Source organism: Coprobacter tertius, from assembly GCF_024330105.1.
Lineage (GTDB): Bacteria > Bacteroidota > Bacteroidia > Bacteroidales > Coprobacteraceae > Coprobacter > Coprobacter tertius.
Window position 1 is genome coordinate 1 of record NZ_JANDHW010000018.1, and the last position, 25167, is coordinate 25167.

At 39.2% G+C, this 25167-nt stretch carries 19 protein-coding genes and 1 tRNA gene; 6 read left to right on the forward strand and 14 right to left on the reverse strand.

Features of this window, described 5'->3' with window-relative positions:
• Positions 1 to 203: 203 nt before the first annotated feature.
• Positions 204 to 1547 carry an adenylosuccinate lyase gene (gene purB / locus NMU02_RS12820; RefSeq protein ID WP_255028356.1) on the forward strand — a complete coding sequence of 448 codons (1344 nt, stop codon included), beginning with the start codon at positions 204 to 206 and terminating at the stop codon, positions 1545 to 1547.
• A gap of 39 nt (positions 1548 to 1586) precedes the next feature.
• Here the strand turns inward: purB and NMU02_RS12825 are convergent, their stop codons facing one another.
• The 6 genes from NMU02_RS12825 to NMU02_RS12850 all read right to left on the reverse strand — a co-directional run bounded on the left by NMU02_RS12825 (position 1587) and on the right by NMU02_RS12850 (position 9438).
• Complete coding sequence (locus NMU02_RS12825) at positions 1587 to 5036, reverse strand: AAA domain-containing protein (protein ID WP_255028357.1); 3450 nt, start codon at positions 5034 to 5036, stop codon at positions 1587 to 1589.
• The gene (locus tag NMU02_RS12830; RefSeq protein ID WP_255028358.1) at positions 5037 to 5729 is read right to left on the reverse strand and encodes a DUF4919 domain-containing protein; all 693 of its coding nucleotides are present in this window, start codon (positions 5727 to 5729) and stop codon (positions 5037 to 5039) included. It abuts the gene before it with no gap.
• A 147-nt stretch (positions 5730 to 5876) separates the two neighbouring features.
• Positions 5877 to 6545 carry a phosphate signaling complex protein PhoU gene (phoU, locus tag NMU02_RS12835; RefSeq protein ID WP_255028359.1) on the reverse strand — a complete coding sequence of 223 codons (669 nt, stop codon included), beginning with the start codon at positions 6543 to 6545 and terminating at the stop codon, positions 5877 to 5879.
• 181 nt (positions 6546 to 6726) lie between these two features.
• Positions 6727 to 7278 (reverse strand): BamJ family beta-barrel-assembly machinery protein, encoded by a 552-nt coding sequence (gene bamJ / locus NMU02_RS12840; RefSeq protein ID WP_255028360.1) that lies wholly within the window; start codon positions 7276 to 7278, stop codon positions 6727 to 6729.
• Positions 7279 to 7292: 14 nt separating this feature from the next.
• Entirely contained in the window at positions 7293 to 7886 is a 594-nt protein-coding gene (locus tag NMU02_RS12845; RefSeq protein WP_255028361.1) for a LemA family protein, read from the reverse strand.
• Positions 7887 to 7890: 4 nt separating this feature from the next.
• Positions 7891 to 9438 (reverse strand): glycine--tRNA ligase, encoded by a 1548-nt coding sequence (locus NMU02_RS12850; RefSeq protein WP_255028362.1) that lies wholly within the window; start codon positions 9436 to 9438, stop codon positions 7891 to 7893.
• Between the two features lie 258 nt (positions 9439 to 9696).
• Here NMU02_RS12850 and NMU02_RS12855 point away from each other — a divergent pair, with 258 nt between their 5' ends.
• From NMU02_RS12855 to NMU02_RS12870, 4 genes are all read left to right on the forward strand, one after another.
• The gene (locus NMU02_RS12855; protein WP_255028363.1) at positions 9697 to 12396 is read left to right on the forward strand and encodes a DNA gyrase/topoisomerase IV subunit A; all 2700 of its coding nucleotides are present in this window, start codon (positions 9697 to 9699) and stop codon (positions 12394 to 12396) included.
• A 30-nt stretch (positions 12397 to 12426) separates the two neighbouring features.
• Positions 12427 to 13284 (forward strand): DUF3316 domain-containing protein, encoded by an 858-nt coding sequence (locus NMU02_RS12860; RefSeq protein WP_255028364.1) that lies wholly within the window; start codon positions 12427 to 12429, stop codon positions 13282 to 13284.
• Between the two features lie 50 nt (positions 13285 to 13334).
• Positions 13335 to 14348 (forward strand): S41 family peptidase, encoded by a 1014-nt coding sequence (locus tag NMU02_RS12865; protein ID WP_255028389.1) that lies wholly within the window; start codon positions 13335 to 13337, stop codon positions 14346 to 14348.
• 42 nt (positions 14349 to 14390) lie between these two features.
• Positions 14391 to 14472: transfer RNA gene (locus tag NMU02_RS12870), tRNA-Leu, on the forward strand.
• Positions 14473 to 14616: 144 nt separating this feature from the next.
• Here NMU02_RS12870 and NMU02_RS12875 read toward each other — a convergent pair.
• The gene (locus NMU02_RS12875; RefSeq protein ID WP_255028365.1) at positions 14617 to 16569 is read right to left on the reverse strand and encodes an alpha-L-fucosidase; all 1953 of its coding nucleotides are present in this window, start codon (positions 16567 to 16569) and stop codon (positions 14617 to 14619) included.
• Between the two features lie 268 nt (positions 16570 to 16837).
• Here NMU02_RS12875 and NMU02_RS12880 point away from each other — a divergent pair, with 268 nt between their 5' ends.
• Complete coding sequence (locus NMU02_RS12880) at positions 16838 to 17983, forward strand: aldose epimerase family protein (RefSeq protein ID WP_255028366.1); 1146 nt, start codon at positions 16838 to 16840, stop codon at positions 17981 to 17983.
• Positions 17984 to 18040: 57 nt separating this feature from the next.
• On the opposite strand, the gene NMU02_RS12885 is transcribed toward NMU02_RS12880, so the two are convergent.
• The 7 genes from NMU02_RS12885 to NMU02_RS12915 form a co-directional block, all read right to left on the reverse strand.
• Positions 18041 to 19000, reverse strand: a complete 960-nt coding sequence (locus NMU02_RS12885; protein ID WP_255028367.1) for a hypothetical protein — start codon at positions 18998 to 19000, stop codon at positions 18041 to 18043.
• 85 nt (positions 19001 to 19085) lie between these two features.
• Positions 19086 to 20189, reverse strand: a complete 1104-nt coding sequence (locus tag NMU02_RS12890) for an ABC transporter permease (protein WP_255028368.1) — start codon at positions 20187 to 20189, stop codon at positions 19086 to 19088.
• A gap of 9 nt (positions 20190 to 20198) precedes the next feature.
• On the reverse strand, positions 20199 to 21314 hold the full coding sequence (locus NMU02_RS12895) for an ABC transporter permease (RefSeq protein WP_255028369.1): 1116 nt from the start codon (positions 21312 to 21314) through the stop codon (positions 20199 to 20201).
• Positions 21315 to 21318: 4 nt separating this feature from the next.
• A complete protein-coding gene (locus NMU02_RS12900; RefSeq protein ID WP_255028370.1) occupies positions 21319 to 22065 on the reverse strand; it encodes an ABC transporter ATP-binding protein in 747 nt (248 codons plus the stop codon).
• A gap of 9 nt (positions 22066 to 22074) precedes the next feature.
• On the reverse strand, positions 22075 to 22986 hold the full coding sequence (locus NMU02_RS12905; RefSeq protein ID WP_255028371.1) for an ABC transporter ATP-binding protein: 912 nt from the start codon (positions 22984 to 22986) through the stop codon (positions 22075 to 22077).
• Positions 22983 to 23891, reverse strand: a complete 909-nt coding sequence (locus tag NMU02_RS12910; RefSeq protein WP_255028372.1) for an HlyD family secretion protein — start codon at positions 23889 to 23891, stop codon at positions 22983 to 22985. The genes NMU02_RS12905 and NMU02_RS12910 overlap by 4 nt, the downstream gene beginning before the upstream one ends.
• A 10-nt stretch (positions 23892 to 23901) precedes the next feature.
• Entirely contained in the window at positions 23902 to 25158 is a 1257-nt protein-coding gene (locus NMU02_RS12915; protein WP_255028373.1) for a TolC family protein, read from the reverse strand.
• Positions 25159 to 25167 lie beyond the last annotated feature (9 nt).

Here is a 25167-nt window from a genome sequence, read left to right on the forward strand (position 1 = left end):
CCGCCGACCCTCTGCTTGTAAGGCAGATGCTCTGAACCAGCTGAGCTAAACGCCCGAAAGCTTTTTTATTATCAAAAGCGAGGCAAAGGTAAGATTTATTTCTAAATAAACAAAGTGAGAACCTCTTTTTCTCATTTTTTTTTTACTTTCTGCGGTTAATCCGTTAAGATACATTATTTTTGCACGATAATAAACAACAATCCATGGAATTATCATCATTGACAGCAGTTTCGCCTATCGACGGGCGTTATCGGGATAAAGTATCGGTTTTATCCGATTACTTTTCTGAATATGCTCTTATTCGTTACCGGGTAAGGGTAGAAATAGAATATTTTATCGCTTTGTGTGAGTTGCCATTGCCGCAGTTGGCTGGTATGGATAGATCTCTTTTTGATTCTTTAAGAAAGATATATACCGATTTTAGTATAGCTGATGCAGAATGCATTAAATCGATCGAATCGGTTACAAATCATGATGTAAAAGCGGTAGAATATTTTATAAAAGAAAAATTCGATGCTTTAGGGATAGAGAAGTACAAGGAATTTATACATTTTGGTCTTACTTCGCAAGATATAAATAATACATCGGTCCCTCTTTCAGTAAAAGAAGCTCTCGAGGAAGTATATTATCCGATGATCGAGAAGCTGATTGCTGTTGTTAATGATTATGCTGAAGAATGGAAAAATATTCCTATGTTGGCCAAGACTCACGGACAACCGGCATCTCCTACCCGTTTAGGTAAAGAAATTAGGGTTTTCGGATATCGTCTCGAACAACAATTGAAAGCTTTGCGTACAGTTCCGTTGAGTGGAAAATTCGGTGGGGCTACCGGAAATTTCAATGCGCATAAGTTGGCTTATCCGGCTATCGATTGGCGATCTTTTGGAAATAGTTTCTTAAACAATAAATTGGGAATTGTACGAGAGGAATGGACTACACAGATTTCAAATTACGATAATTTTGCGGCTCTTTTCGACGGAATGCGACGTATAAATGTTATTCTGATGGATCTTGACAAAGATTTTTGGCAATATATTTCGATGGAGTATTTCAAACAAAAGATTAAAGAAGGTGAAGTCGGGTCTTCGGCTATGCCTCATAAAGTGAACCCTATCGATTTTGAAAATTCGGAGGGTAATCTCGGTATTGCCAATGCTATTCTCGACCATTTGGCTATAAAGCTTCCTGTTTCCCGATTACAGCGTGATCTTACCGATTCTACCGTACTTAGAAATGTGGGAGTTCCGATGGCTCATACTCTTATTGCTTTTCAGAGTACATTGAAAGGATTGGGAAAATTGCTTTTAAATGAAAAAGCGATTAACCGTGATTTGGATAATATGTGGAGTGTGGTTGCCGAGGGAATTCAAACGATATTACGACGTGAAGGTTATCCTAAACCTTATGAAACGCTAAAAGCTCTGACGCGTACCAATAGTGTTGTCAATGAAGAATCGATACATGCTTTTGTAGAAACATTAAATGTTTCCGATGCTGTAAAAGAAGAACTTCGAGCGATAACTCCTCATAATTATACAGGTATGTGATTATAGACTTTCGTACCCGAATATTTAAGACCCGATTATTTAAAAAGTCGGGTCTTTTTCTTTAAATAAAGATTCTTTGTTATTTATATATTCGAGCAGTTTCCGATAAACGATATTTCTTTGAAGTAAGTCTGAGTTGCCTATAATAATCATTTGCTCTCGGGCCCGGGTAAGAGCTACATTCAGTTTTCGGTCGATCAGATTTCCATTCTCTTCAAAAGTATTACAAATAAACCGAAGCTGAAACGGGGAATTGATACAGCATGAAAAGAGTATAACATCTCGTTGTCCACCCTGAAAACGTTCTACCGTATCAATTGTAAGACGGGAAAGTTCGTCTATTCCGGTTTGGGATAATTCATGTTTGATTGCTGCAATCTGGCTTCGGTAAGGGGTAATGATACCGATATCGCAGGAGGCATCGAATTTGCCTTTCTCCCTTATTATTCGATGATAAACAGCTTTGGCCAGTCGTGTGATATAAACTGCTTCTTTTCTGTTTATTTTATAGTCGGGGGCGCTTATTTCGCTTTTGATGGATACGAATGCGAATCTACGACTTAGTATACGATTCATATATTCATTTTCGCTTCCTGCGAAAGGCAAATCTTTTTGTTGCTGATGTTTTAACGGAATGGGAAGTAACTTTCCTTCATAAAAAGTTATAGAAGGAAAGTCGCAAATATCAGGATGCATTCTTCCTTGTCGGGTAAGATGGCCTGCAAAAAGAGAATTTGGTCCGTATTTTTCTTTTTGATAGCGATAGAGTCTTTCGAAAAGAGAATCTTGCAGATTGTTTATGCCGGCATTTTGTAAGCGTTCGGAGGTTACTTCGCTTTGTTCTTTGCTTTGCATTACTACGGCCGGGAGTTGTTTATGGTCTCCGATAAGGATAAATTTATCGATGGCATTATTTCCGTAACTATCTGTCGCGCACCATATTCCGATAAGCTGAGGTTCGAGTATTTGAGAGGCTTCATCGATAATGGCTGCGTCGAAATGTTTTATTTTAAAGAGATCCATGCGCCCACAGAGTGTGGTAAGGGTAGAGACGATAATGTGGCAGTTACTGATAAGTTCGGTAACGTCGCTTCTCCGATAACAATGTGTCAGTGCCTCGTCGAGTAGCCGATAATGAAACGAAGGATCGCAACTGGTTTTGTTTCCGAGCCGTAAGAAAGGAAGCTCTGGATCGATATCGATAAGCGTATTACAAATTTCGTCGACCGCTTTATGGGTATAGGCCAGCAAAAGAATATCCTTGTCTTTCTTTAAGTATTCTATGACTATACGTTTTAAGGCTTGTGATGTTTTTCCGGTGCCCGGCGGGCCTATCAACAAGAAATAATCTTGCGCTGCCAGGGCTTTTTCTACGGTTCTATTCAGATCGTTTTCTTCTTTCTGCAATATTTTATTCAATCGATTTTCATCGGTTCTCGGAGCTCTTTGTGAAAGAAGTAAATCCCGACGGTCTCCATTTGCCTGTAAAAAATAACCGAGAGCCCGATACATAATCGAAAAGCCTACATCGGGATAATCTCGTTCCAGAGCATAGGTTTCGCCCAATGGAAGAACCTGTTGATTACGTTGACGTATACGTAATGATATCGTTACCGAATCGGATGAAATATTTTCTATACATCCTTTAAATATCTGTCGGTTACAAGCATTCGCTTCTTTTGTATTGCGGAGGTATAATATGACCATATCTCCTTTTCTGAAATTAGGTTCGTGATCATATTCGTTTTTTTTATGAGGTAATCGGAAGGTTAATATTTGATCTTTTTCGGTCATCCGGTTCGTTGACAGAAATAATTCGGGAATCATTTCTCCGGAAGCGATTTTTTCGTCGATCGGGGAATTCCATAATGAAGATAATCCGCGACTGTTGTCATATTGGGATGATCCGGTTCTTGAGAGATACTGTTCTTTGCATATAAACGTAAAAAGAGTCGAAAAGTAATCGTTTGCGATCGGCGATAACCTTCGTAATAGAGTTGCGAAATTATCGATAGGCCGGCTTAAATATTTGTCCCAAAACGTTCCGACCAGATGCCTTATATTCAGTGCGTCAGGTGTAATTTGATACAGAAAGTCGCGACTGTAAACCGGCGAATTCATTTTTTGTAGCCGGTATTCTTGTGCAACGATACGGTTTCGTAGGTTTACTGCTTCTTTAATAAGCCGGTGTGATATTCCCATCGGATATAAAGTGGGATATCGTGAATAAAGTAAATAAGGGTGGGTGTGCCCGTATTCGATTCCGAGATTAAAATGAAGTACGGCCGCATAGAGTAGCATTTGTACATAGTGACTTTCTCCATATGAGAGGGTTCCGGAAAATACATCTTCTTTTGCTTTGCCCGACTTTAATTCGATAAATGCGGAAAGATCGTCGCTTAATAAATCAAGACGTCCCTGGAGCCCTAAACTTTCGCATATAAAAGTAGGTTCGAGTAAGACTTTATTCCGGTCGATTTTTTTTTCGGAGAAAAGGCGTTGTACTGTATCTTTCAGATTCCTGAATTGCAGACGGCAGGCATTAAAGAACTCTTTTTCGGTTTTTTTATCCTGAAGGTCAGGACAAGCTGCAATGCCGAATGGGTTTTGACGGAATGCTTTTTGCATAACTTTCTCGAAGGAAATTTCATTTCCTTCACTTTCGTTTACGAGTTCATCGAGAAATAAATTTGCGATATTACCTAGTAAAATGTGGTGGGTATTTTTATCGGTTCCCAAACGGAACAGAAAGTATGAGAGCGGGTGTACGCCATATTCTTTAAAACATTCAGAAACTGCACTGATATCAAGTAGTATATCCGGTTCGATAACGATCATTTCACAAGTGTATTCCCGATCTTTTATCGATACCGGCTTTACGTTTATCAGATTTACCTGCATTCCTTTTTCGAGTTCTTCTATCGAGTGACAGAAAATATCCTGATATTCTTTATGGGGAAGTATGGAAATTTTTCTCTGAGATGTATCGGTGGAATCGTGAAAGACGACTGATAGTTTTCCGTCCGTAAGTTTTTTACGAAAAGAGGCTCTTATGCGAGTTATTTTCTGGTCATGGGGAGTTTCCTTTGTTATATTGTCATTGTCTTCTGTATTTCCCTGTAATTTCATGGGTACGCTAACATTCAGCAGGATTCCTACTGCGCGAGCAAATCGGTAAATGTCTTTTTTTAATTCTCTTTCATTCGGAGGATAAGAATCTGAAAATAAAGTTTGATGAGTGTGTACTCTTACAATTGTGAGCAAACGGTATGCTTCGTCATTATCACGGCATATTTCTTCGATACTTTCAAAAAGTCCGGGGTAAGGGAGTTCCCGGGGTAATAATTGGCGGCACAGATGATCGGTAAGCTGAAGTAATTGTCTGTAACGCTGAGTATAGTTATTGTCGTATTGATTGTAAATAAATAGTAAAGACGAAAAATACTCACCGGCTGTTATTGTAATGTTGCCGTTACATATCTTTTCCATTTATTCTTTATACTTTCGATTGTATTCTTCCAGAATACGGCTTACGTTAAAATAAAAACCTTTTGTTTTCAGCGGATTCTTCTCTAGTTCGAGATAATCGTATGTAGGTTCTACAAAGTTATAGTCGGAACCGGTATAGCCCAAATGGTTTACAATATCATACTCGTGTGTCGGATAAATCACCCACCAGGCCGTTTCAGGAGAATTTCCATCTCCGGTAGATAAAATCGCGTTGATCGTGTTGCGCAATTTATATTTCCATACAGCTGCAAGAGATTCCATGTTTTTATGATTCAGAGCGTAAATAAGAAAATTCATTTGGCGCAGGTCGAAGGGGAAATCGTCTAAAGCCAGTATTGCATATTTGGCAATGCTGTCGCAATCAGAAATAGAATGTTCTTTATGAGAATACATATCGTTTGCCAATGCTTGCGTATGGGGTGAGATACGGTATGGGTTATATCCTTCTTGAAAGCTATAGCCATAATAAAGATGTCTGAATTCGTTTAAAGTCAGTGTCGTATCATTTTTAAGGTATCGTTTCATCAACCGGGGATAATAAAATTCGGAATTATAATCGCGTATTTCCGTTTCGATACGCTTCATATCGGGAGGCTCGGGTTTCGTAGTTGTTTGGGCCTTTATGCCGAATGATACGATAAATAATATGACGAGTAAGTAAAGGTGTTTCATCCTGTAAAGAATTTGGATCTTTACAAAGATAGTATATAAAATAGGAAAAATAGGAGGGCTTAAAGTTAAATTATGATTTAAGGGATTGATAAAATCCCCGGCCGAAAGAATTTCTGATTTTTCCAGTCGGGTATTTATAATATTATATTATTCCTTTTTCCCCGAATGTTTAAGTACCTTGGCATCGAGATAGAAAATGATCTCTTCGGCGATGTTATTGCAATGGTCTCCTACGCGTTCGAGTTTACGTATAATACTTATGAGATTGAGGCATTCGACAGCCCGGTCGGGATTTGCCTGTATATAATCTGCAATGATGGTGGTGGCTTGTCTGTTGAGTTCATCGACACGGTTATCCATATCGAATATTCCTACGGCAAGGGAAGAGTTTTCTTCAGTAAGGGCGCTCTGCCCTTTTTCCATCATTTCTTTTGTCGTATTTATCATTTCCCGAATGCCGGTGCGATCGAGTAATTCGGCGTCGAGGCTGATTTGGGGGAAATCGATTACGAACCGAGACATCCCTTCGCAAAAATCGGCAATACGTTCGAGGTTGGTATTTATTTTTAGCATAGCCAAAACAAAACGCAAATCGACGGCGACAGGAGTGTAAAGGGCGATAATATCTTCGCAGTCGCTGTCTATTTTAAGTTCGAATGCGTTTACTCTTTTCTCACGGCAGATCACTTCCCGGGCGAGGTCCTTATCGAGGGTTAGAAGCGCTTCTCCAGCTCTGTTAAGCTGAGAATGTACTAAACTCCACATTTCCAAAACTTCTGTTTTGAGATCTTCGAGTTCTTTTTCGATGTATTTCATAAATATATTGTGTTACATTTTCTTTTACACGACGGTACAAAGAAAAACATTTCATGTTGCGAAATCGTGTAATATATGTTATAAATTTGTTACAAAAATGTGTCGTGTATTTTTTTTATCAAAACGGGCCGGTACAATGCGTACCGGCCCGTTTTGGCTATCATTAATAAAAATAAAACGCTTATTGGGCCGGTTTTTCCAAACCGGGAATATCAATCAGTTTCATTTCGAATTTAAGTGTGGAATAGGGCAATATAAGAGATGATTGCATCGCCGAGCCATAGGCCATATTTTGTGGAATAATAACCGTACAGCTGTCACCTGGTGCCATGTGGGTAAGAGCCGCTATCCAACCGAGAATATTGTCGGACAATTGTGAACGGTAAATGCTGTCTCCATAAACTGCCGTATTATTGTATGACGAATCGAAAGGAGTGCCGTTATAGAGCATCCCTTTATATTTTACATCTACATAACTCGAAACGAAAGGGGTATCTGTACGGGTTCCCCGTGTATGATACTTCATAAGCACATACGATCCTTTATCCCAGCTCGGTGAAACTTTTTCGTACATCAGTTGTCCGTCCGGACCTTTTTCCCGGGAAGCAGCTTCGAAGTATGCATCATTGGCTTTACGCCAATTTTCGTATTTGGTCCAATAGTCTTCATCCTTATTGCAGGCAATAATGCAAACGACCATCAGCAAAAAGATCACACAAGGTAATTTTTTCATCTTCTTATATCAGGTTAAAATTTAACTTCCGGAGCTTTTTCTGCACCGGTTTCAGCGGTAAACTGGGGTTTCTTGTCGAATCCCATCATACCGGCAATTATGCTTGCGGGAAATTTACGTATCATTACATTATATTCCTTTACTTCATCGGTATATCGAGTTCGCTCGGTAGAGATACGATTTTCAGTACCTTCGAGTTGTGCTTGAAGTTCGAGGAAGTTTTGGTTAGCTTTCAAATCGGGGTAATTTTCGGTAACGGCCAATAGTCGCCCCAAAGCCTGGCTGAGTTCGCCTTGAGCTTCCTGATACTTTTTCAGTGAATTTTCATCGAGGTCGGCTGGGTCGATTGTAATCTGAGTCGCTTTAGCACGAGCGCTTACAACGGCATCGAGCGTTTCTTTTTCGTGTGAGGCATATCCTTTTACGGTGTTTACCAAATTAGGGATGAGATCCGCACGTCTTTGATATTGATTTTCTACTTTAGACCATTGTGAATTTACAGCTTCTTCTTTTGTTACCATTTGGTTATTCGTGCGTATTCCGAACGATATTGCCCAAATCACGAATATTATAAGAACAGCCAGAATGATGAGCAGCGTTTTTTTCATTTTGTTATTCGATTATTTTTTTAAATAATGTTTTCATGCTTACTTGTTCGCCGATTATATTATGAAGATCGGCGATAGCGACACGTTCCTGTTTCATCGTGTCTCTGAAACGGATAGTAACCGTATTGTCTTCGAGTGATTGATGATCGACGGTGATGCAGAACGGTGTCCCGATTGCATCTTGACGACGGTAACGTTTTCCGATCGAATCTTTTTCGTCGTATTGACATCTGAAATCGAATCTCAGGGAATCGATGATTTCCCTGGCTTTTTCAGGAAGTCCGTCTTTTTTTACTAAAGGCAATACGGCCAATTTAATGGGGGCAAGTGCTGCCGGCAAGCGTAAAACGACCCTGCTTTCGCCGCCTTCGAGCGTTTCTTCTTTATAGGCGGCAGACATCACACTCAGGAACATGCGATCGACACCGATCGACGTTTCTATAACATAAGGTACATACGATTCGTTGAGTTCGGGATCGAAATATTGTAATTTTTTCCCGGAATATTTTTCATGATTGCTTAAATCGAAATTGGTGCGGGAGTGAATGCCTTCAACTTCTTTGAAACCGAAAGGCATTTCAAATTCTATATCGGTTGCCGCATTGGCATAATGAGCCAACTTTTCGTGATCGTGAAAACGGTATTTTTTATCTCCGAGCCCGAGAGCCTTATGCCATTTAAGACGGGTTTGTTTCCATTTTTCGAACCATTTTAATTCTTCTCCCGGGCGTACGAAAAACTGCATTTCCATTTGTTCGAATTCCCGCATACGAAATACGAACTGGCGGGCGACGATTTCGTTACGGAATGCTTTCCCGATTTGTGCGATACCGAAAGGTAAACGCATCCGTCCGGTTTTCTGTACATTCAGATAGTTTACAAAGATTCCTTGAGCCGTTTCGGGGCGTAAGTATATTTTAGTGCTTCCGTCTGCTGTCGATCCCATTTCGGTAGAAAACATCAAGTTGAATTGTCTTACCTCGGTCCAATTTTTCGTTCCGCTTATAGGGCATACAATTTCGTAATCGATGATGATTTGCCTTAGCTCTTCGAGATTGCCATCGTTCATCGCTTTAGCAAAACGGGTGTGAAGAGTTTCTCTTTTTGCTGTATGTTCGAGTACTCTCGGATTGGTTTTGCGAAACATTTTTTCGTCGAAACTTTCTCCGAATTTTTTGGCTGCCTTTTCGACTTCTTTTTCGATTTTATCGTCCATTTTGGCCAGTAAATCTTCGATCAGTACATCGGCACGGTAGCGTTTTTTAGAGTCTTTATTATCGATAAGCGGGTCGTTGAATGCGTCTACATGTCCCGATGCCTTCCATATAGTCGGATGCATAAAGATCGCAGAATCGATACCTACAATATTTTCATGAAGCAGGACCATACTGTCCCACCAATATTTTTTTATGTTGTTTTTCAATTCAACCCCCATCTGGCCGTAATCATATACAGCTGCGAGCCCGTCATAGATTTCGCTCGAAGGGAAAACGAAACCGTATTCTTTACAATGAGATACTAATTTCTTGAAAACGTCTTCTTGTTGTGCCATATCTTAATTAAGTTATGTTCGGGATCGGTCTTTTTTCTCATCAAGAGAAATGTACCGAAACCCATCTTTTTTCTACGCTTTTGATTATTACTTATTCAAAATGAGTATTATTTAAAGCGCAAAGTAAATGATTTTTTTCGATTAAATTTGTATTTTTGCGTGGGCTTGTCGTTATTTAGCTGATAAAAATGTTAAAAATGGCAGATGCTTCGAAAAGTTGAATATTAAAGTAATTGAAATAAGATAAGAATACGCACAATGAGCGAAGAAGAAAAAGATCCGATTTCAGACAATGATATACCCGGTATTCCGGATAATGGAGATACGGGAGAAGAAGTACATTCGAGCTATAAAGTGCCCGGAAATGATTCTCCCGATATTAAATACCAGCTTACCGGGATGTATCAGAACTGGTTTCTCGACTACGCTTCTTATGTAATTCTCGAACGGGCTGTTCCTCACCTCAATGATGGGTTGAAACCGGTGCAACGACGTATATTGCACTCGATGAAGCGGCTTGATGACGGCCGGTACAATAAAGTCGCTAATATTGTGGGGCATACCATGCAGTTCCATCCTCATGGAGATGCATCTATCGGTGATGCACTAGTACAATTAGGGCAAAAAGATCTGCTCATCGATTGTCAGGGTAATTGGGGAAATATCCTTACCGGAGACACGGCTGCTGCTCCTCGTTATATCGAGGCCCGTCTTTCGAAGTTTGCGCTCGATGTCGTGTTTAATCCTAAAACAACGCAATGGAAACCGTCTTATGACGGACGGAATAAAGAACCGGTAACATTGCCGATAAAGTTCCCTCTATTATTGGCACAGGGTGTAGAGGGTATCGCTGTGGGTTTGTCTTCTAAAATATTACCTCATAATTTCAATGAGCTGATCGATGCTTCTATCGCATATTTGCGTGGGGAAGAATTCGAATTGTTTCCCGATTTCCAGACTGGAGGTTTTGTTGATGTAATGCGTTATAACGACGGAGAGAGAGGCGGATCGGTAAAAGTGAGGGCTAAAATTGAAAAACGGGATAACCGAACGTTGGCGATTACCGAAATCCCATACGGCAAAACGACATCTACTTTGATCGATTCGATCTTAAAAGCACAAGAAAAAGGAAAGATTAAAATTCGGAAGGTCGATGACAATACGGCCCAACATGCCGAGATTTTGGTGCATTTGTTGCCGGGAACTTCTTCTGATAAAGCTATCGACGCTTTATATGCTTTTACCGATTGTGAAGTAAGTATTTCACCTAATTGTTGCGTGATATTCGAGAATAAACCTCATTTTCTTACTGTAAGCGTGGTTTTAAAACAAAGTGTAGATAACACGCAGGCTCTACTAAAAAAGGAGCTTGAAATACAGAAAGATGAATTGCTGGAAAGTTTGCATTTCGCATCTCTCGAGAAGATATTTATAGAAGAACGCATTTATAAAGATAAGGAATTCGAGCAAAGTACTTCGATGGATGCAGCGGTTGCACATATCGATCGTCGTCTCGAGCCTTTTAAGCCCCACTTTGTACGCGAAGTTACGGCTGATGATATCTTAAGACTGATGGAGATAAAGATGGGACGTATCCTCAAATTTAACTCCGACAAGGCAGAAGAACAGATATTGGCTATACAATCGCAGATAAAAGAAGTGGATGCTCATCTTTCCCATCTGGTAGATTATACTATCGAATGGTTCTCTCGTTTGAAAGAAAAATATGGCAAGAATTATCCTCGTCTTACGGTGATCCGTAGTTTCGATACGATAGAAGCAGCTAAGGTGGTAGAGGCGAATGAAAAGCTCTATATCAACCGGGAAGAAGGATTTATGGGAACCAGTCTGAAAAAAGACGAGTTCGTATGCAATTGTTCTGATTTGGATGACATTATCATTTTTTATCGTGACGGTAAATATAAAGTCGTGAAAGTGAGCGAGAAGATGTTTATCGGAAAGAATGTGCTATATGTCAATGTTTTTAAAAAGAACGATACACGCACGATTTATAATGTGATTTATCGTGACGGACGTGACGGATTGCATTACATCAAACGTTTTGCCGTAACGGGGGTTACCCGGGATAAGGAATATGATCTTACGCAAGGTAAAACGGGTTCGCGTGTTGCTTGGTTTTCAGCTAATCCGAACGGCGAAGCCGAGGTGTTGCGTATAACCTTTAAGCCTAAGCCGCGGCTGAAAATGTTACAGATCGAAAAAGATTTTAGTGAGATTGCGATTAAAGGTCGTCAGTCGATGGGAAATATCGTAACAAAAAATGAAATACATAAAATCTCATTGAAAGAAAAAGGCGGTTCGACATTGGGAGGGCGTCAGGTATGGTTCGACCGCGATGTATTACGCCTTAATTATGACGGACGAGGAGATTTTCTGGGAGAATTTCACGGGAATGATTTGGTACTTGTCGTGTTGAAATCGGGAGAGTTTTATACGACGTCTTTTGATGCGACAAATCACTACGATCAGGATATTATGATAATTGAGAAGTTCGATTCCGATAAGATTTGGACGGCTGTTTTATACGATGCTGATCAGCAGGGGTACCCTTATTTAAAAAGATTTCGTTTTGAGGCAACCACAAAACGACAAAATTTTTTGGGTGATAATGCAAAAAATACGTTAATTATGCTTAGTGATGAAGCATATCCACGTTTCGAGATTATCTTTGGGGGGCATGATGCATTCAGAGATCCATTGGTTATCGATGCCGAGACGTTTATAGCCGTTAAGGGATTTAAAGCAAAAGGAAAGCGAATTACGACGTATGGAGTAGAAACCGTAAACGAACTCGAACCTTTGCGGCATGCAATTCCCGATCCGATCGAAAATAACGAAGAGGTCGGTTCAGAGGAGTCGGGATCTTCTGCAAATGATGATGACGACTCTGATGATGATGTTTTGGATGAGATAACCGGACAGATGAAGCTATTCTGAGCCGGCGAATAAATATTAATAAAGTTGCCGATGTATTACCGATTGATCGTTTGTATGTTATTTGTCCTTTTGCCGTCGCTTTTGCCGGCACAGGAAATTCAGGAAAAAAAACTGAGACCGATCGTAACTTCCACTATGCTGGAGACAGGACGTACACGGTTATACGATTCTTACCTTTCACTGAATTATTATTCGGGTTATGATATCGGCCTGAGTAATGAACGAATGCAAATGGCTCGTTGGGGAAAAGATCGGGTTATGAAACAGCAAACGGTTTCGATTCATTTTGCCAATACAACTAACGAACCGCGAAACGGACGCATGTATATGGGGATGTTGGGGTATTCTTTCGGTTATTTATATATTTATAAACCTTCTGTTCCAGGACTTAAATTATATGGTGGCGGACAAGTCGAGGCATCTGCCGGATTTATCTATAATTTACGAAATTCAAATAACCCGGCGACGGCAAAAGTCGATGCCAATCTGGCTCTTTCAGCTATGGCTGTATATACTTTTAAGATAAAAGAATATCCGATTACTGTACGTTATCAGGCAACTCTCCCTTTTGCGGGGGCTTTTTTTTCTCCTGCTTTCGGAGAAACTTATTACGAAATGTTCGAATTGGGCAATCACAAGAATCTGGTGCATTTCGGATCGTTTCATAACCAGTTCAATATGGGGAACTTGGTAACGGCCGATTTTCCTTTGGGAAGAGGGTATGTGAGAATAGGATATCGTAACACGATACGTACGACTTTACAGAATTATCTCGATACCCAAATATATACTAATAGTTTTATTCTCGGTGTAACGACTGAATTGATTCCTTTTAATCGAAGGAAACAGCGTAATCTAAAGAATGAGGTTATTTCGGTGTTTTATTAAGTAAAAACAAAGTGAAGGAGAGGAAGAACATATTATATATTCTGATTTTGATGATAATCGCTTTGCCCGGGCTGACGATTTCGTGTCGTGACAGTCAGGAATTTACTGATAATCCTCGGGGAAACTTTGAAGCGCTTTGGACGATTATCGATCAGAGGTATTGCTTCTTCGACGATAAAAAAATCGATTGGAATGAAATCTATGCGCTCTATCTTCCGAAAATAAAAGATAATATGACCGATGAGGAGTTATTCGATGTCCTTGCCGATATGTTAGCCGAATTGCAAGACGGTCATGTTAATTTGACATCATCATTCAATATGGCTCGTTATTGGGCATGGTTCGAAGATTGGCCCTCGAATTATAATGAAGAAACCGTAGAAAAATATTATTTGCGCCGCCCCGATTATAAAATCGCCGGAGGAATGAAATATCGGATATTAGACCAATCGAATATCGGATACATATATTACGGTAATTTTTCGTCGGGTATCGGTGAAAGTAATCTCGATTATATATTGGCCGAGTTTTCGGTATGTAAAGGCATTATTATCGATGTCCGCAATAATGGTGGAGGTATGCTTACTAATGTTAACCGTATTGCGGCACGTTTTACCGATCGAGATCTTATTACGGGATATATACGGCATAAAACGGGTCCGGGACATGATCAGTTTTCGGATTTTTATCCGATGAAGCTGGAAACGGCCCCTCCTAATCGAATCCATTTTCGGAAACCGGTCGTTGTTCTTACCAATCGTCGTTGTTACAGTGCGACTAATGATTTTGTTTCGGTAATGAAAATGTTGCCTGAGGTAAAAATTGTAGGGGATCGTACCGGTGGAGGAGGGGGACTTCCGGTTTCTTCTGAATTACCGAACGGGTGGTCTGTACGATTTTCAGCTTCCCCTGTGTATAATGCTGAAAAAGAACATATCGAGTTTGGTATCGATCCCGATATTCCCGCTTCAATCGGAGATGATTCGCAGAGAGTGGATGGCATTATCGAAAGGGGAATCGAAGTTGTAGATTCTTTATATAACTGTAAAAACTATAATTTATAATTGGCTATTTCATAAATTTGTATTACCTTTGCAAAGCAAAAAGCGGATGTGGCGTAATTGGTAGCCGCGCTAGACTTAGGATCTAGTGTCTCACGACGTGGGGGTTCGAGTCCCTTCATCCGCACTTTTAAGACAAACTGATATTTCGGTTTGTTTTTTTATTAATAGTAAAGCGGTAAATACAATCAATTTACCGCTTTACTATTTTTTTACTCAATTCATTTTTCTCCGTTAGTTGTATGGGGAGTGAGTGTATGAATAAAGATATTCAATAGACGATAGTTTTATATGTTTTACCGAGACTGGTGATAATATATATTCCGGGTTGAAGAGAAATATTCTCTATTGTTTTCGATGCTTTAATATTTTTCATAATAGTACCGCTTATTGTTGAAATAACGATCGGTTGTCCGCTTTGCTGCCCAGAAATATTTATACCTGTGTTGGTATTGGTGATTTTTAGTTCTGGCTGTTCTTGTTTATTTATTTTGTTATGGTCGAGTTCCGATGTTTTGAAAGAAAGATTCGAAATATTGAAATTAGAGTTATGATATACCTTTTCGATCGACAAATCGTATATTTTACCGTTGCTGAAAGAAATTTGGTCAATACTGTATTGGTTGCCAGCATCCAGTTGATACTCTTTATCATTTATTTTTAAAATGATAATTATATCGTTACTACCCGATCCGGTATTATTCAATGATATTTTTTTTAGTTCCGAGGGCCCATTGTACAGTATCCGAGTGGTAAAAGTTCCGTATATGAGATATTGCATATATATGGTATCATCGAATCCATCGAGATAACCGGCACCGTCAATCATATCGAAAGCATTTATATTGAGTACATTCGTATTATTATCGATAATATTATAATCATAACATGTAATGTCTCCGTCGAATTTTAGTTTTATAACGGCAGGAAAAAGTGAGTTTCCTAAATCGAGGTTATTTATCTTTAACCGGTCTTTCGATATTATTTCGATATTTAAAGCTGGGTTAGAAATCAAATTCTCGGTGTTTATACCATCAACATAGATGTACTTGTTTTTACGATTTTCTTTTGTCGGGTAGATAAATAAAATCAGTTCGTTTCCTTTTTTTATCATTTTACCCCAATTGGGGAATGAATATTTATTTACTCGTTGTGTTCCGCTGATTTCGATTTGGTTATTTTGTATATATTTCGTTAAGCATCCGATTGTTTCTTGAGTGAGATTGCTTAATCCCCCGTCGGCCATGGGGCTAATATTTAAAAGTACATTTTGGCTACGCGCAATAGACTCGAGAATGTTTCTTTGGAAAAAGTTTTCGGGGGTAAAAAAATATTCCTTATTATCTTTATTTTTACTATATCCCCAAGTCCAGTTCAGGGTAAAGCAATTCTCATTGTATTCTCTCTTTTTAAAACAAATATTACCTTCTCCTGTGCCGAAATCGCCTGAATGCCATTCTGATAACCTATCGTTAGATAAGATAATATTTTCGGCTCGATCCTTATATTTTTGATTTATGCGATCTGATAAATCTTTATAAGGACATCCTGTGGGTATGTCCCACCATATAACGGCCGGGTCAAATTTGTCGACGAGCTCGTCGATAACGGGAAGAACTTTCCGGTCGACGTAATTTTTATGCTCTTCATAAGAATAAATATCGGTTCCTGAAACGTTTTCCTGCCCGAACCCTCCGGGTTGAAACCAGTCGTAATTTTGGGAAAAATACACTCCAAATTTCAGACCGTATTCATCACACTTTTGTTTCAATTTTAGTAGGGCTTCGGGATCGGCTTTCGATTTTGTAATGTTATAATCGTCATAAGAAGAAGGATACATCATAAATCCGTCGTGATGTTTCGAGGTAACGATGATATATTTCATTCCCATTTTTTGAGCCATAAGGCATATCGCGTCGGGATTCCAATTTTCCGAGGATAATCGGTCTGCATATTCGGCATAAACTTCTTTAGGAATACGGGCGCGTTTCATCATCCATTCCGCTCCTACGCCTGTAGGGTCGGTTATATCGGTATAGTTTACGGTTTCCCCTTCGGTATTTAGTCCGTTATAAACCCCGGCGGGTACTGAATAAAGCCCCCAATGTATAAACATCCCCCACCGTGCTTTTTCGAACCATTGCATTTTATCATTATTCGTTTGTGATTTAATAGGTTGTATAAAAGAAATCAATAATAAAAATATTAATAGCTTGATTTTCATAATTGTGTTTGTTATATTTCAAGAATATGCGAATATATATTAAAAAATAATTTCTATTTTTATTCAAATTGTGACTTTTACATTATTTGTGTTTTTATTTTCTATTTTATATATGGAATGTAGATTAAGAAAATGATTTATTCGTTTTTTTATTTAATCTTTTATCGATAATTAAAATTGTAAAGTCCAAAGAAATTGTATTTTTGTTGTTCCGATTCATAAATTATGCTGATTTGTAAGTAATACATTAATATCAAATAATACGTTCATGAAAACAAAAAACATCCTAATGGCATTTGCCGCCGGTATTTTAGTGCTAACCGGTTGTCAGAGTAAATCCGATCAGAGAACGACTTTGTCGGGTATCTTAAAAAGTAACTTTGAGACTTCCACGACTGATGGTAATACCGATCTGTATGTGCTGAAAAATAAAAATGGTATGGAAGTGTGTATGACTAACTTCGGTGGTCGCATCGTCTCTATTATGGCTCCCGACAAGAATGGTAAATTCGAAGATGTCGTATTGGGTTTCGATTCAATCGCAGACTATATGAATATCAGCAGTGATTTCGGGGCATTTATCGGCCGTTATGGAAATCGGATCGGACAAGGTCGATTTACACTCGATGGAGTAGAATACCAACTTCCTCAAAATAACTACGGACATTGTTTGCACGGTGGACCGAAAGGATTCCAATATCAGTTCTGCGATATACAACAAACGAGTGACTCGTCTCTGATTCTTTCTTACCTTTCGAAAGACGGAGAGGAGGGGTTTCCCGGTAATCTCGATATCAAAGTATTATATACGCTGAATAACAATAATGAGTTATCGATCTCATATGAAGCGACGACTGATAAACCTACGATTGTGAACCTTACGAATCACTCTTACTTTAATTTATCGGGAAATGGAGAAAATACGGTCCTCGATCAGGTTTTGATGATTGATGCCGATGCTTATACTCCGATCGACAGTACTTTTATGACGACAGGAGAAATTGCGACTGTAGAAGGTACTCCGATGGATTTCAGAACTCCAAAAACAATAGGAGAACAGATAAACGATACTTCGTTTGTGCAGATCAAAAACGGTCATGGTTATGATCATAATTTTGTGTTGAATACAAAAGGGGATATTACAAAACCGGCGGTGCGTTTGGTGCATCCTGCAAGCGGTCGTGTCCTTGAAGTATTTACTGATGAGCCCGGTATTCAGGTATATACGGGTAACTTCCTTGACGGGACCGTAACCGGTAAGGGCTCGATCGCTTATCCGCAGCGATCGGCTATTTGCCTTGAGACACAACATTATCCCGATTCGCCTAATAAATCTAATTTCCCGTCGGTCGTTTTACGTCCCGGCGAAAAATATACGAGCAACTGTATTTATAAATTCTCGGTCGAAAAATAATAAGATAAAAAATAAGCCTGCGTTATTAACGCAGGCTTATTTTTTATCTTATTATTTTTATTTCATGATGATCTCCGAAGTAGAAAAACTTTCGGTATGCGTCGTTTTTACATCCGATACCGAAAAACAATATGTTGTCCAACCTGAGGAATGGATATTGAATGTAGTATAGGTAGAAACTGATAAATCAGGTATTTTTATATTTTCTATTTCGCTTTGGGTCTGTTTATTAATCGCTTTTTGAGACAAGGATTCTTTAAAACTTTTCATGATTTCAGATGCGTCTGTCGTCATTTCACTATATACCTGGGTTATCTCGTTCTCTGTATCGACATTTTCGATGGTGTATAATGTTGTCGTTTTCATCGGAGTCCCACCCCATATATTGGATGTTTCTCCATCGGCTTGATAAGTATTTCCTATTTTCATTTTACTGCCGAGTAAACTGTGTAAGAGCTTTATTTCGTTACAAGAGGTTTCCAGCTTTTCTCCTGAAGAAAAAGGTTGTTTCAGATGTTCGGCAAGAGCATTTTCTGTAAATCCGAAATTAATCATCGGAAATTCGGTGTATAATTTTTTCACGACGCTGTCACATATAGGATTAATCTTATCCCTGATTTCTTCCCAGTTTTTTATTTTTATAAATGTTCCGTACTCATCAGTTTCGTAAATAACTTCATAATCACCTAAAAGATTATACATTTCGTTTAATATCTTATTGGTGATCGAATCGTTGTAATAATTCAACCGGCAGTTACTATACTTGCATTGCATCGTATAGGAGTGCTCAGTCGAATCGATAACAGCTATTTCAAGATCACATCTACTGCTTTGGTTAAGAATGGTGTCGTTGTTTACGATAGAAAAAGCGTTATTTTCATAACTGTATTCATATTTGTCTCCTATCGAGTAATAAGCGACAAATTGTACGGTAGAATCTTGTAGATTGATTTGGGCGTTTATTACTGTGTAAGGAATAGAAATGAGTATAAAAATAACGTATAATGTTTTTTTCATCTGAATTTTCGTCTATGTTATTTAGGGTACAAATATACGTTTTATACAGTCCCGATATATAATACGGATTTAAAATACAGATTTATTATGATTTTTTCCGGTAACTGAGTATTGCCCACACATTGAAAAATACGGCAAAAGTAAGAAGTGCGATTGCCTGTGTCCCGAGTTCGTATATCGCACTACCTTTCAGAAATACCATTCGCATTACTTGCATGAGGTATTTTAACGGATTGATGACCGTTATGGCTTGTGCCCATTTGGGCATTCCGCTGATAGGAGTAAACAGCCCGCTGAGCAGTAAAAATACTATCATGAAAAAGAACATAATAAACATGGCCTGTTGCATCGTATCGGAATAATTGGATATAACTAAGCCGAATCCCGATATAGCCAGAATATATATTGAGACAAAAAGGTATATGGTAAGCAGGTTTCCGTCTGGAGTCAGTCCGTATATCAGCCATGCCAGTAAAAAACAGATAGAAAGAGCGAAGAATCCTATGAGCCAGTATGGTATGAGTTTGGCGAGAATAAAACTGAACTTGCTTACCGGTGTAACGTTTATCTGCTCTATCGTACCTTTTTCTTTTTCTTCTACGATGTTTAACGCCGGCAGAAATCCGCAAAGCATAGTAAGCAGCATGACCATCAGAGCCGGTATCATAAACACTTTGTAATCGAGATGTGGGTTATAACGATTTTGTACGATAATATCTATTCCTTTTTTTGTCTTTTGAGGAAAATCTTTTTTTTGTAGATTGGTTGCAAAATCTTGAACGATTGCAGAAAGGTATGAACTTCCGATTGCTCCTTTTACACCATTTACAGCGTTAGAAGCGATAAGTACTTCGGATTTTCCTTCCCGTATGAGCTTTTGTTCGAAGTCGGAAGGTATCTCCAGTATGATATCGGCTGAGCCGGTTTCGATGTTTTCCATTGCTTTTTCGTAAGATGTAGCCATATTGACAAGTTGGAAATATTCGCTCGAGACGGTTTTACTAACAAGCTGTTCCGATAAGTCACTGCGGTTGTTATCTATAACAGTAAGATGCATATTTTTTATTTCCATACTGGCTGCCCAAGGAAATACCAGTATTACCAAACAAGGAAACATTATAATAAGCCGGAGCATAAATGGATTCCGGAAAACTTGTCTAAATTCTTTTTCGATAAGGTATTTTATCATGACTTTTTGTTATTCTAATCGGTTATTGAACTTTTTCAGGCTTACGACAAGCAGCAATACTGCCATGGCGGTAAGTATCGATATCTCTTCTATGACCAGCCTTACGTCCAGTCCTTCGATCATGATTTTTTTTACGGCTGAGATATACCATTTAGCCGGTAATATGTTAGATAGCCATTGCAGTACAGAGGGCATGCTTTCTATGGGAAAAATCATTCCCGATAATAACATGACGGGCATCATCAGTACCATCCCTGAAATGAGCATGGCATCTACTTGTGTTCGGGTAAGGTTAGAAATGAGCAAACCCAAAGCTAACGAAACGAATATAAAAAGCAACGATACGGCCGATAACCAAAATAAGCTTCCTGCAATAGGAACTCCGAGTACATATACCGATAATAAGAGGATGCTGACGAGATTGACACAAGAGAGTACAAAATAGGGTATGGTTTTGGCTATGATAATAAAAATGGGTTTCATAGGAGATACGAGTAAAACTTCCATTGTTCCTGTTTCTTTTTCTCTTACGATAGAAATAGAAGTCATCATCGCACAGATAAGCATCAGAATAAGTCCCATAACTCCCGGTACGAAATTATAAGCTCCTTTCATTCGGGGATTATATAAAAGTTTTACAACCGACTCGATTTGTATCGGGATATTTTCAAATTGGCTTCCGGTTACGATGTCCGCTTGTGCCATGCCGATGACGCTGGAAACGTAACCGGTATATTGTGTCGCCATATTCGGATCGGTTCCGTCTGCGATAATCTGTATTTGTGCTGTTCCCGTATGCTGGAGATTGCTGTCGAAATGATCGTTGAAAACAACGACGATGTCGGCTTCGTCTTTTCTGAAAACATGGTTGATTTCGTCGGTGTTATGAATGTATTTTACAACCTCGAGATATTCGTTGGCGTTTAGCTGGTAAATGATTTTTTCGGTTACTGCATCTTTTGAAGGATCGAGTATAGCTATGCGTACATCTTTTACTTCATTTGTAATGGCAAAACCGAATAAGATAATTTCTACCACGGGCATACCCAGCAAGATGAGCATCGTACGCCGGTCCCGTAGGATGTGATAAAACTCTTTTATGACAAATGCAAGGAATTGTTTCATAGTGTCATTCTCCTCTTTTGGCTTTTCGTGCCAGATGAAAAAATACGTCTTCCATAGAGGTGACTCCGAATTGTTTTTTTAGTCGTGATGGTGAATCGAGGGCCTCTATTTTCCCGTCGACCATTATCGAAACCCGGTTACAATATTCCGCTTCATCCATATAATGGGTAGTGACGAATATCGTTATTCCCCGTTCGGCGGCCTGATATATCATTTCCCAAAATTGTCTTCGGGTTGCCGGGTCTACTCCTCCGGTAGGTTCATCAAGGAAAACGATACGGGGGTCGTGAAAAATCGCTACAGAAAAAGCTAACTTTTGTTTCCAGCCTAAAGGCAATTTTTTTACTAATGTGTTGCGTTCCGATTCAAATCCCAGACGTTTCAGAAGCGCATCGGTTTTACGGGCGATAAGTTCGTCGTTGAGACCGTAAATACCGCCGAAAAGTCTTATATTTTCCCACACTTTTAAATCTTCGTATAACGAAAATTTCTGGCTCATGTATCCGATATTTCGTTTTACCATTTCAGATTGGGTGTTGATATCATATCCGGCTACAGTCCCTTTTCCTGAAGTGGCCTTACTTAGCCCGCATAACATACGCATGGCTGTTGTTTTTCCGGCACCGTTTGCTCCGAGAAATCCGAATATTTCTCCTTCTTCGACCTCGAAACTGATATGATCTACAGCCGTGAATGTACCGAATCGTTTAGTGAGATTCTGGGTTTTTATGACGATTTTCTCTTTTTCCATGCCGAATGATTATGAATTGGATGATAGCAACATGTAGCAGTCTTCAATGGTTGGGGTTATCGGACTTATCCATACATTTTTGTGACCTTTATTTTCCAGATAAGTCTTTAAAGATTCGAGGGAGTGTACCGATGTATCAACAGTTATATGGTGAACTTCTCCGAAAGCGAAGCTGGTTTTAATTCCTTTGCTGTGACGTAAAGTGTCTAAAAGAGCGGACATATGATCGGCTTTAACAGCCCATAACGTTTCCGGAAAACTTTCAATAATAGCTTCGGGCGTTTCTATGGCGATAAATCCTCCGTTTTTGATCAGGGCAATTCGGTCGCAGAGTTTGGCTTCATCCATATAGGGTGTAGAAACGATAATGGTGATGCCTTGTTCCCGGAGCCTCTTCAGCATTTGCCAAAATTCTTTTCGGGATACCGGGTCGACACCGGTGGTAGGCTCGTCGAGAAAAAGGACTTTCGGCTTGTGAATAAGAGCACAACAGAGGGCGAGTTTTTGCTTCATTCCACCCGATAACTTGCCCGAACGACGGTTTTTAAAAGGTTCTAATTGGGAATAGATATCCTTTATCAGATGATAGTTTTTTTTTACCGTTGTTTGGAATACGGTTGCGAAAAGGCGTAGATTTTCCTCTACGGTCATATCCTGGTAGAGAGAAAAACGTCCTGGCATATAGCCCACACGTTGGCGTATCTTTTTATAATCGCGTAAAATGTCGCATCCGTCTATGTCTGCGGTTCCGGAATCGGGGAGAATCAGAGTCGTAAGTATTCTGAAAAGTGTCGTTTTTCCAGCACCGTCCGGACCGATAATTCCGAACAGTTCACCAGGATCCGTATCGAAGGATACACCGTTTAACGCTACGGTATTCCCGTATTTTTTTAAAATATTTTCAACTGTAACCGATTTCATTGTTGGGTAAAAATCACTTCTCCGTACATACCTATTTTTATATAGCCGTCATTTTTTACTGCGATTTTTACCGCATAAACGAGATTAGCCCGCTCATCACGAGTCTGTATACCTTTGGGGGTGAACTCGGCTTTCGATGAAATCCAAGAAACCGTACCGTCGTATTCCCTTTGTTCTTCTCCTCCGAAATCGGCTATTACTTTAACTTTTTGTCTTGTTTTTATCGAAGATAGTTGGTCGGAGGTAAGATATGCACGTAAAAACAATTGTTCGGTATCTGCTATTTTAAATAGAGCTTTGCCTGTAGTTGCTAATTCTCCGGCTTCGGCATATTTGGTAAGTACTGTACCGGTTATGGGCGAATAGATGCGGCATTTTTGCAGTTGATCTTCGAGTTGTGCGATTTGCAGAGTTGTTGCTGCACTTTCTTCGTTAAGTCCACTATTGTTATTACGTAAAGATGAAAGTTGAGCCTCCAGTTGTTTTTCAAGCACAGTAATCTGAGCATCGATATCATCGACTTGTTTCTGGTTGGCGGCATTGTTTTTTAATAAGTTTTCAAATCGGTATTTTTCCCTTTTCTGGGTCATTATTTGTTGTTGCAATGCGGCGATTTGTACCGGAACATCGGCTAAACGGCTCGAAATAGCTTTGTTGCTGGCTTTTAATTGTTGTATCTTTAGCCAGATTTGTATCGTATCGATATAACCGACGGTTTCACCGGCTTTTAACAGTTCCCCTTCTGTAATGTCGAATTGTTCCAGTTTCCCGTTTGCTTCGGCTGACACGATAACTTCTGTCGCTTCAAATGTTCCGGCGGCATCGTAGCGATTGTCTTTGTTGCTACAAGCGCAAAACAGGGTAAGTAAAACGATACTTGAGAGCAGTGTTTGTATTTTTTTCATAACGCTTATTTTAAAGATTTGTCGTATACTTTAAATTATAAATAGCCATAAGTAGTTGTGTTTTATGTACGGCTTTAGCTTGTTTAGCCTGATCTTCGGCAGTGACCTCACGTAGAAACTCCGTTACACTCAGAGTTCCGTTAGCGACTTTTGCTTCGGCCGCTTTACGAATGCGGGTACGTAGCCGGATAATTTCGTCATCGTCTTCCGCAAGTTTCCGGTATTTTTCTACCTCGCTATTTCCTTGAGTTATTTTTAGCCGGGTATTGAAAAGAAAGGTTTCACGTTGTACGTCGATCGTCTTTTTATTTGTTTCTATAATTTTTTTCTCGTTTTTTTGTGTGTAAAGATTTCCGAAGTTCCAATTGAGTCGTATGCCTGCAATATAATAAGTATCGAAACCGTTTTTAAGCATATTTAATCCCGGGTTACCATATCCTCCTTGTATAAATAATCCCAGCTTGGGCAAATTTTTGGAGAGAATCGATTTTTTCTGTGATTCGAGTAATCGGTTTTCAGCATCGAAAAGGTCGAGTTCGGGGCGATTTATTTCATTTAATAAAATATTTCGAGGCATTTCGGGAGAAATGAAACGAGTGTTATACTCTATTTTCTTTCCGGTAAATGCCGAAAGCATTTGTATATATGCATAGCGGGTAGTTTCCAGCTCTGTCTGTTTTTGAGAAGCGTCTAGTCGGTTAACTTCAACTGCATCTATATCTGATTGATTGGCAATGCCATATTGCACATACGCTGTTATTTGTTGTAAATGTCGATTCAGTTCTTCCTGATACAATCGATTTTGAGTTAATTGCTCATCTAATAGTAAGATTCCGAAATACATTTCGTTAATCCTGTCATTTAATACATACATATCTACCCGGTTTTGTTGAAAATCGGCTTCGCTTTTGGCCTTTGCGATTTTTTTCCGATCTCTTATGACTCCTCCATCCCAAATATTTTGAGAAATCTCTGCCGAAATCTGATACTGGTCTTTGTCGGGACCTTTAATATTTATTCCTGGGATTATGACCGGGACTTCGGTCACAGCTGACTGATATGAGGCTTTGGCTGATAGGGATATTTGTGGTAGATTTCCTTTGGCCGCATTAGATATGTCATAATTTTTGGCTTGTTCGATAAGGCCGTATTGTTTTACTAACGGATAATTTTGTTGAGCTTTTGCCTGGCATTCCTGTAATGTGATTTGAGCTTTTGCCTGGAAAAAGATAGAAAAAAGTAGAAGATATAAAATCGTTTTTTTCATAAGGGTAAA

What these genes read in the sequence shown, in the direction of transcription:
- purB (WP_255028356.1), top strand. Translation starts at nt 204, where the DNA reads ATGGAATTATCATCATTGACAGCAGTTTCGCCTATCGACGGGCGTTAT.
- NMU02_RS12825 (WP_255028357.1), bottom strand. Translation starts at nt 5,036, where the DNA reads ATGGAAAAGATATGTAACGGCAACATTACAATAACAGCCGGTGAGTAT.
- NMU02_RS12830 (WP_255028358.1), bottom strand. Translation starts at nt 5,729, where the DNA reads ATGAAACACCTTTACTTACTCGTCATATTATTTATCGTATCATTCGGC.
- phoU (WP_255028359.1), bottom strand. Translation starts at nt 6,545, where the DNA reads ATGAAATACATCGAAAAAGAACTCGAAGATCTCAAAACAGAAGTTTTG.
- bamJ (WP_255028360.1), bottom strand. Translation starts at nt 7,278, where the DNA reads ATGAAAAAATTACCTTGTGTGATCTTTTTGCTGATGGTCGTTTGCATT.
- NMU02_RS12845 (WP_255028361.1), bottom strand. Translation starts at nt 7,886, where the DNA reads ATGAAAAAAACGCTGCTCATCATTCTGGCTGTTCTTATAATATTCGTG.
- NMU02_RS12850 (WP_255028362.1), bottom strand. Translation starts at nt 9,438, where the DNA reads ATGGCACAACAAGAAGACGTTTTCAAGAAATTAGTATCTCATTGTAAA.
- NMU02_RS12855 (WP_255028363.1), top strand. Translation starts at nt 9,697, where the DNA reads ATGAGCGAAGAAGAAAAAGATCCGATTTCAGACAATGATATACCCGGT.
- NMU02_RS12860 (WP_255028364.1), top strand. Translation starts at nt 12,427, where the DNA reads ATGTATTACCGATTGATCGTTTGTATGTTATTTGTCCTTTTGCCGTCG.
- NMU02_RS12865 (WP_255028389.1), top strand. Translation starts at nt 13,335, where the DNA reads ATGATAATCGCTTTGCCCGGGCTGACGATTTCGTGTCGTGACAGTCAG.
- NMU02_RS12875 (WP_255028365.1), bottom strand. Translation starts at nt 16,569, where the DNA reads ATGAAAATCAAGCTATTAATATTTTTATTATTGATTTCTTTTATACAA.
- NMU02_RS12880 (WP_255028366.1), top strand. Translation starts at nt 16,838, where the DNA reads ATGAAAACAAAAAACATCCTAATGGCATTTGCCGCCGGTATTTTAGTG.
- NMU02_RS12885 (WP_255028367.1), bottom strand. Translation starts at nt 19,000, where the DNA reads ATGAAAAAAACATTATACGTTATTTTTATACTCATTTCTATTCCTTAC.
- NMU02_RS12890 (WP_255028368.1), bottom strand. Translation starts at nt 20,189, where the DNA reads ATGATAAAATACCTTATCGAAAAAGAATTTAGACAAGTTTTCCGGAAT.
- NMU02_RS12895 (WP_255028369.1), bottom strand. Translation starts at nt 21,314, where the DNA reads ATGAAACAATTCCTTGCATTTGTCATAAAAGAGTTTTATCACATCCTA.
- NMU02_RS12900 (WP_255028370.1), bottom strand. Translation starts at nt 22,065, where the DNA reads ATGGAAAAAGAGAAAATCGTCATAAAAACCCAGAATCTCACTAAACGA.
- NMU02_RS12905 (WP_255028371.1), bottom strand. Translation starts at nt 22,986, where the DNA reads ATGAAATCGGTTACAGTTGAAAATATTTTAAAAAAATACGGGAATACC.
- NMU02_RS12910 (WP_255028372.1), bottom strand. Translation starts at nt 23,891, where the DNA reads ATGAAAAAAATACAAACACTGCTCTCAAGTATCGTTTTACTTACCCTG.
- NMU02_RS12915 (WP_255028373.1), bottom strand. Translation starts at nt 25,158, where the DNA reads ATGAAAAAAACGATTTTATATCTTCTACTTTTTTCTATCTTTTTCCAG.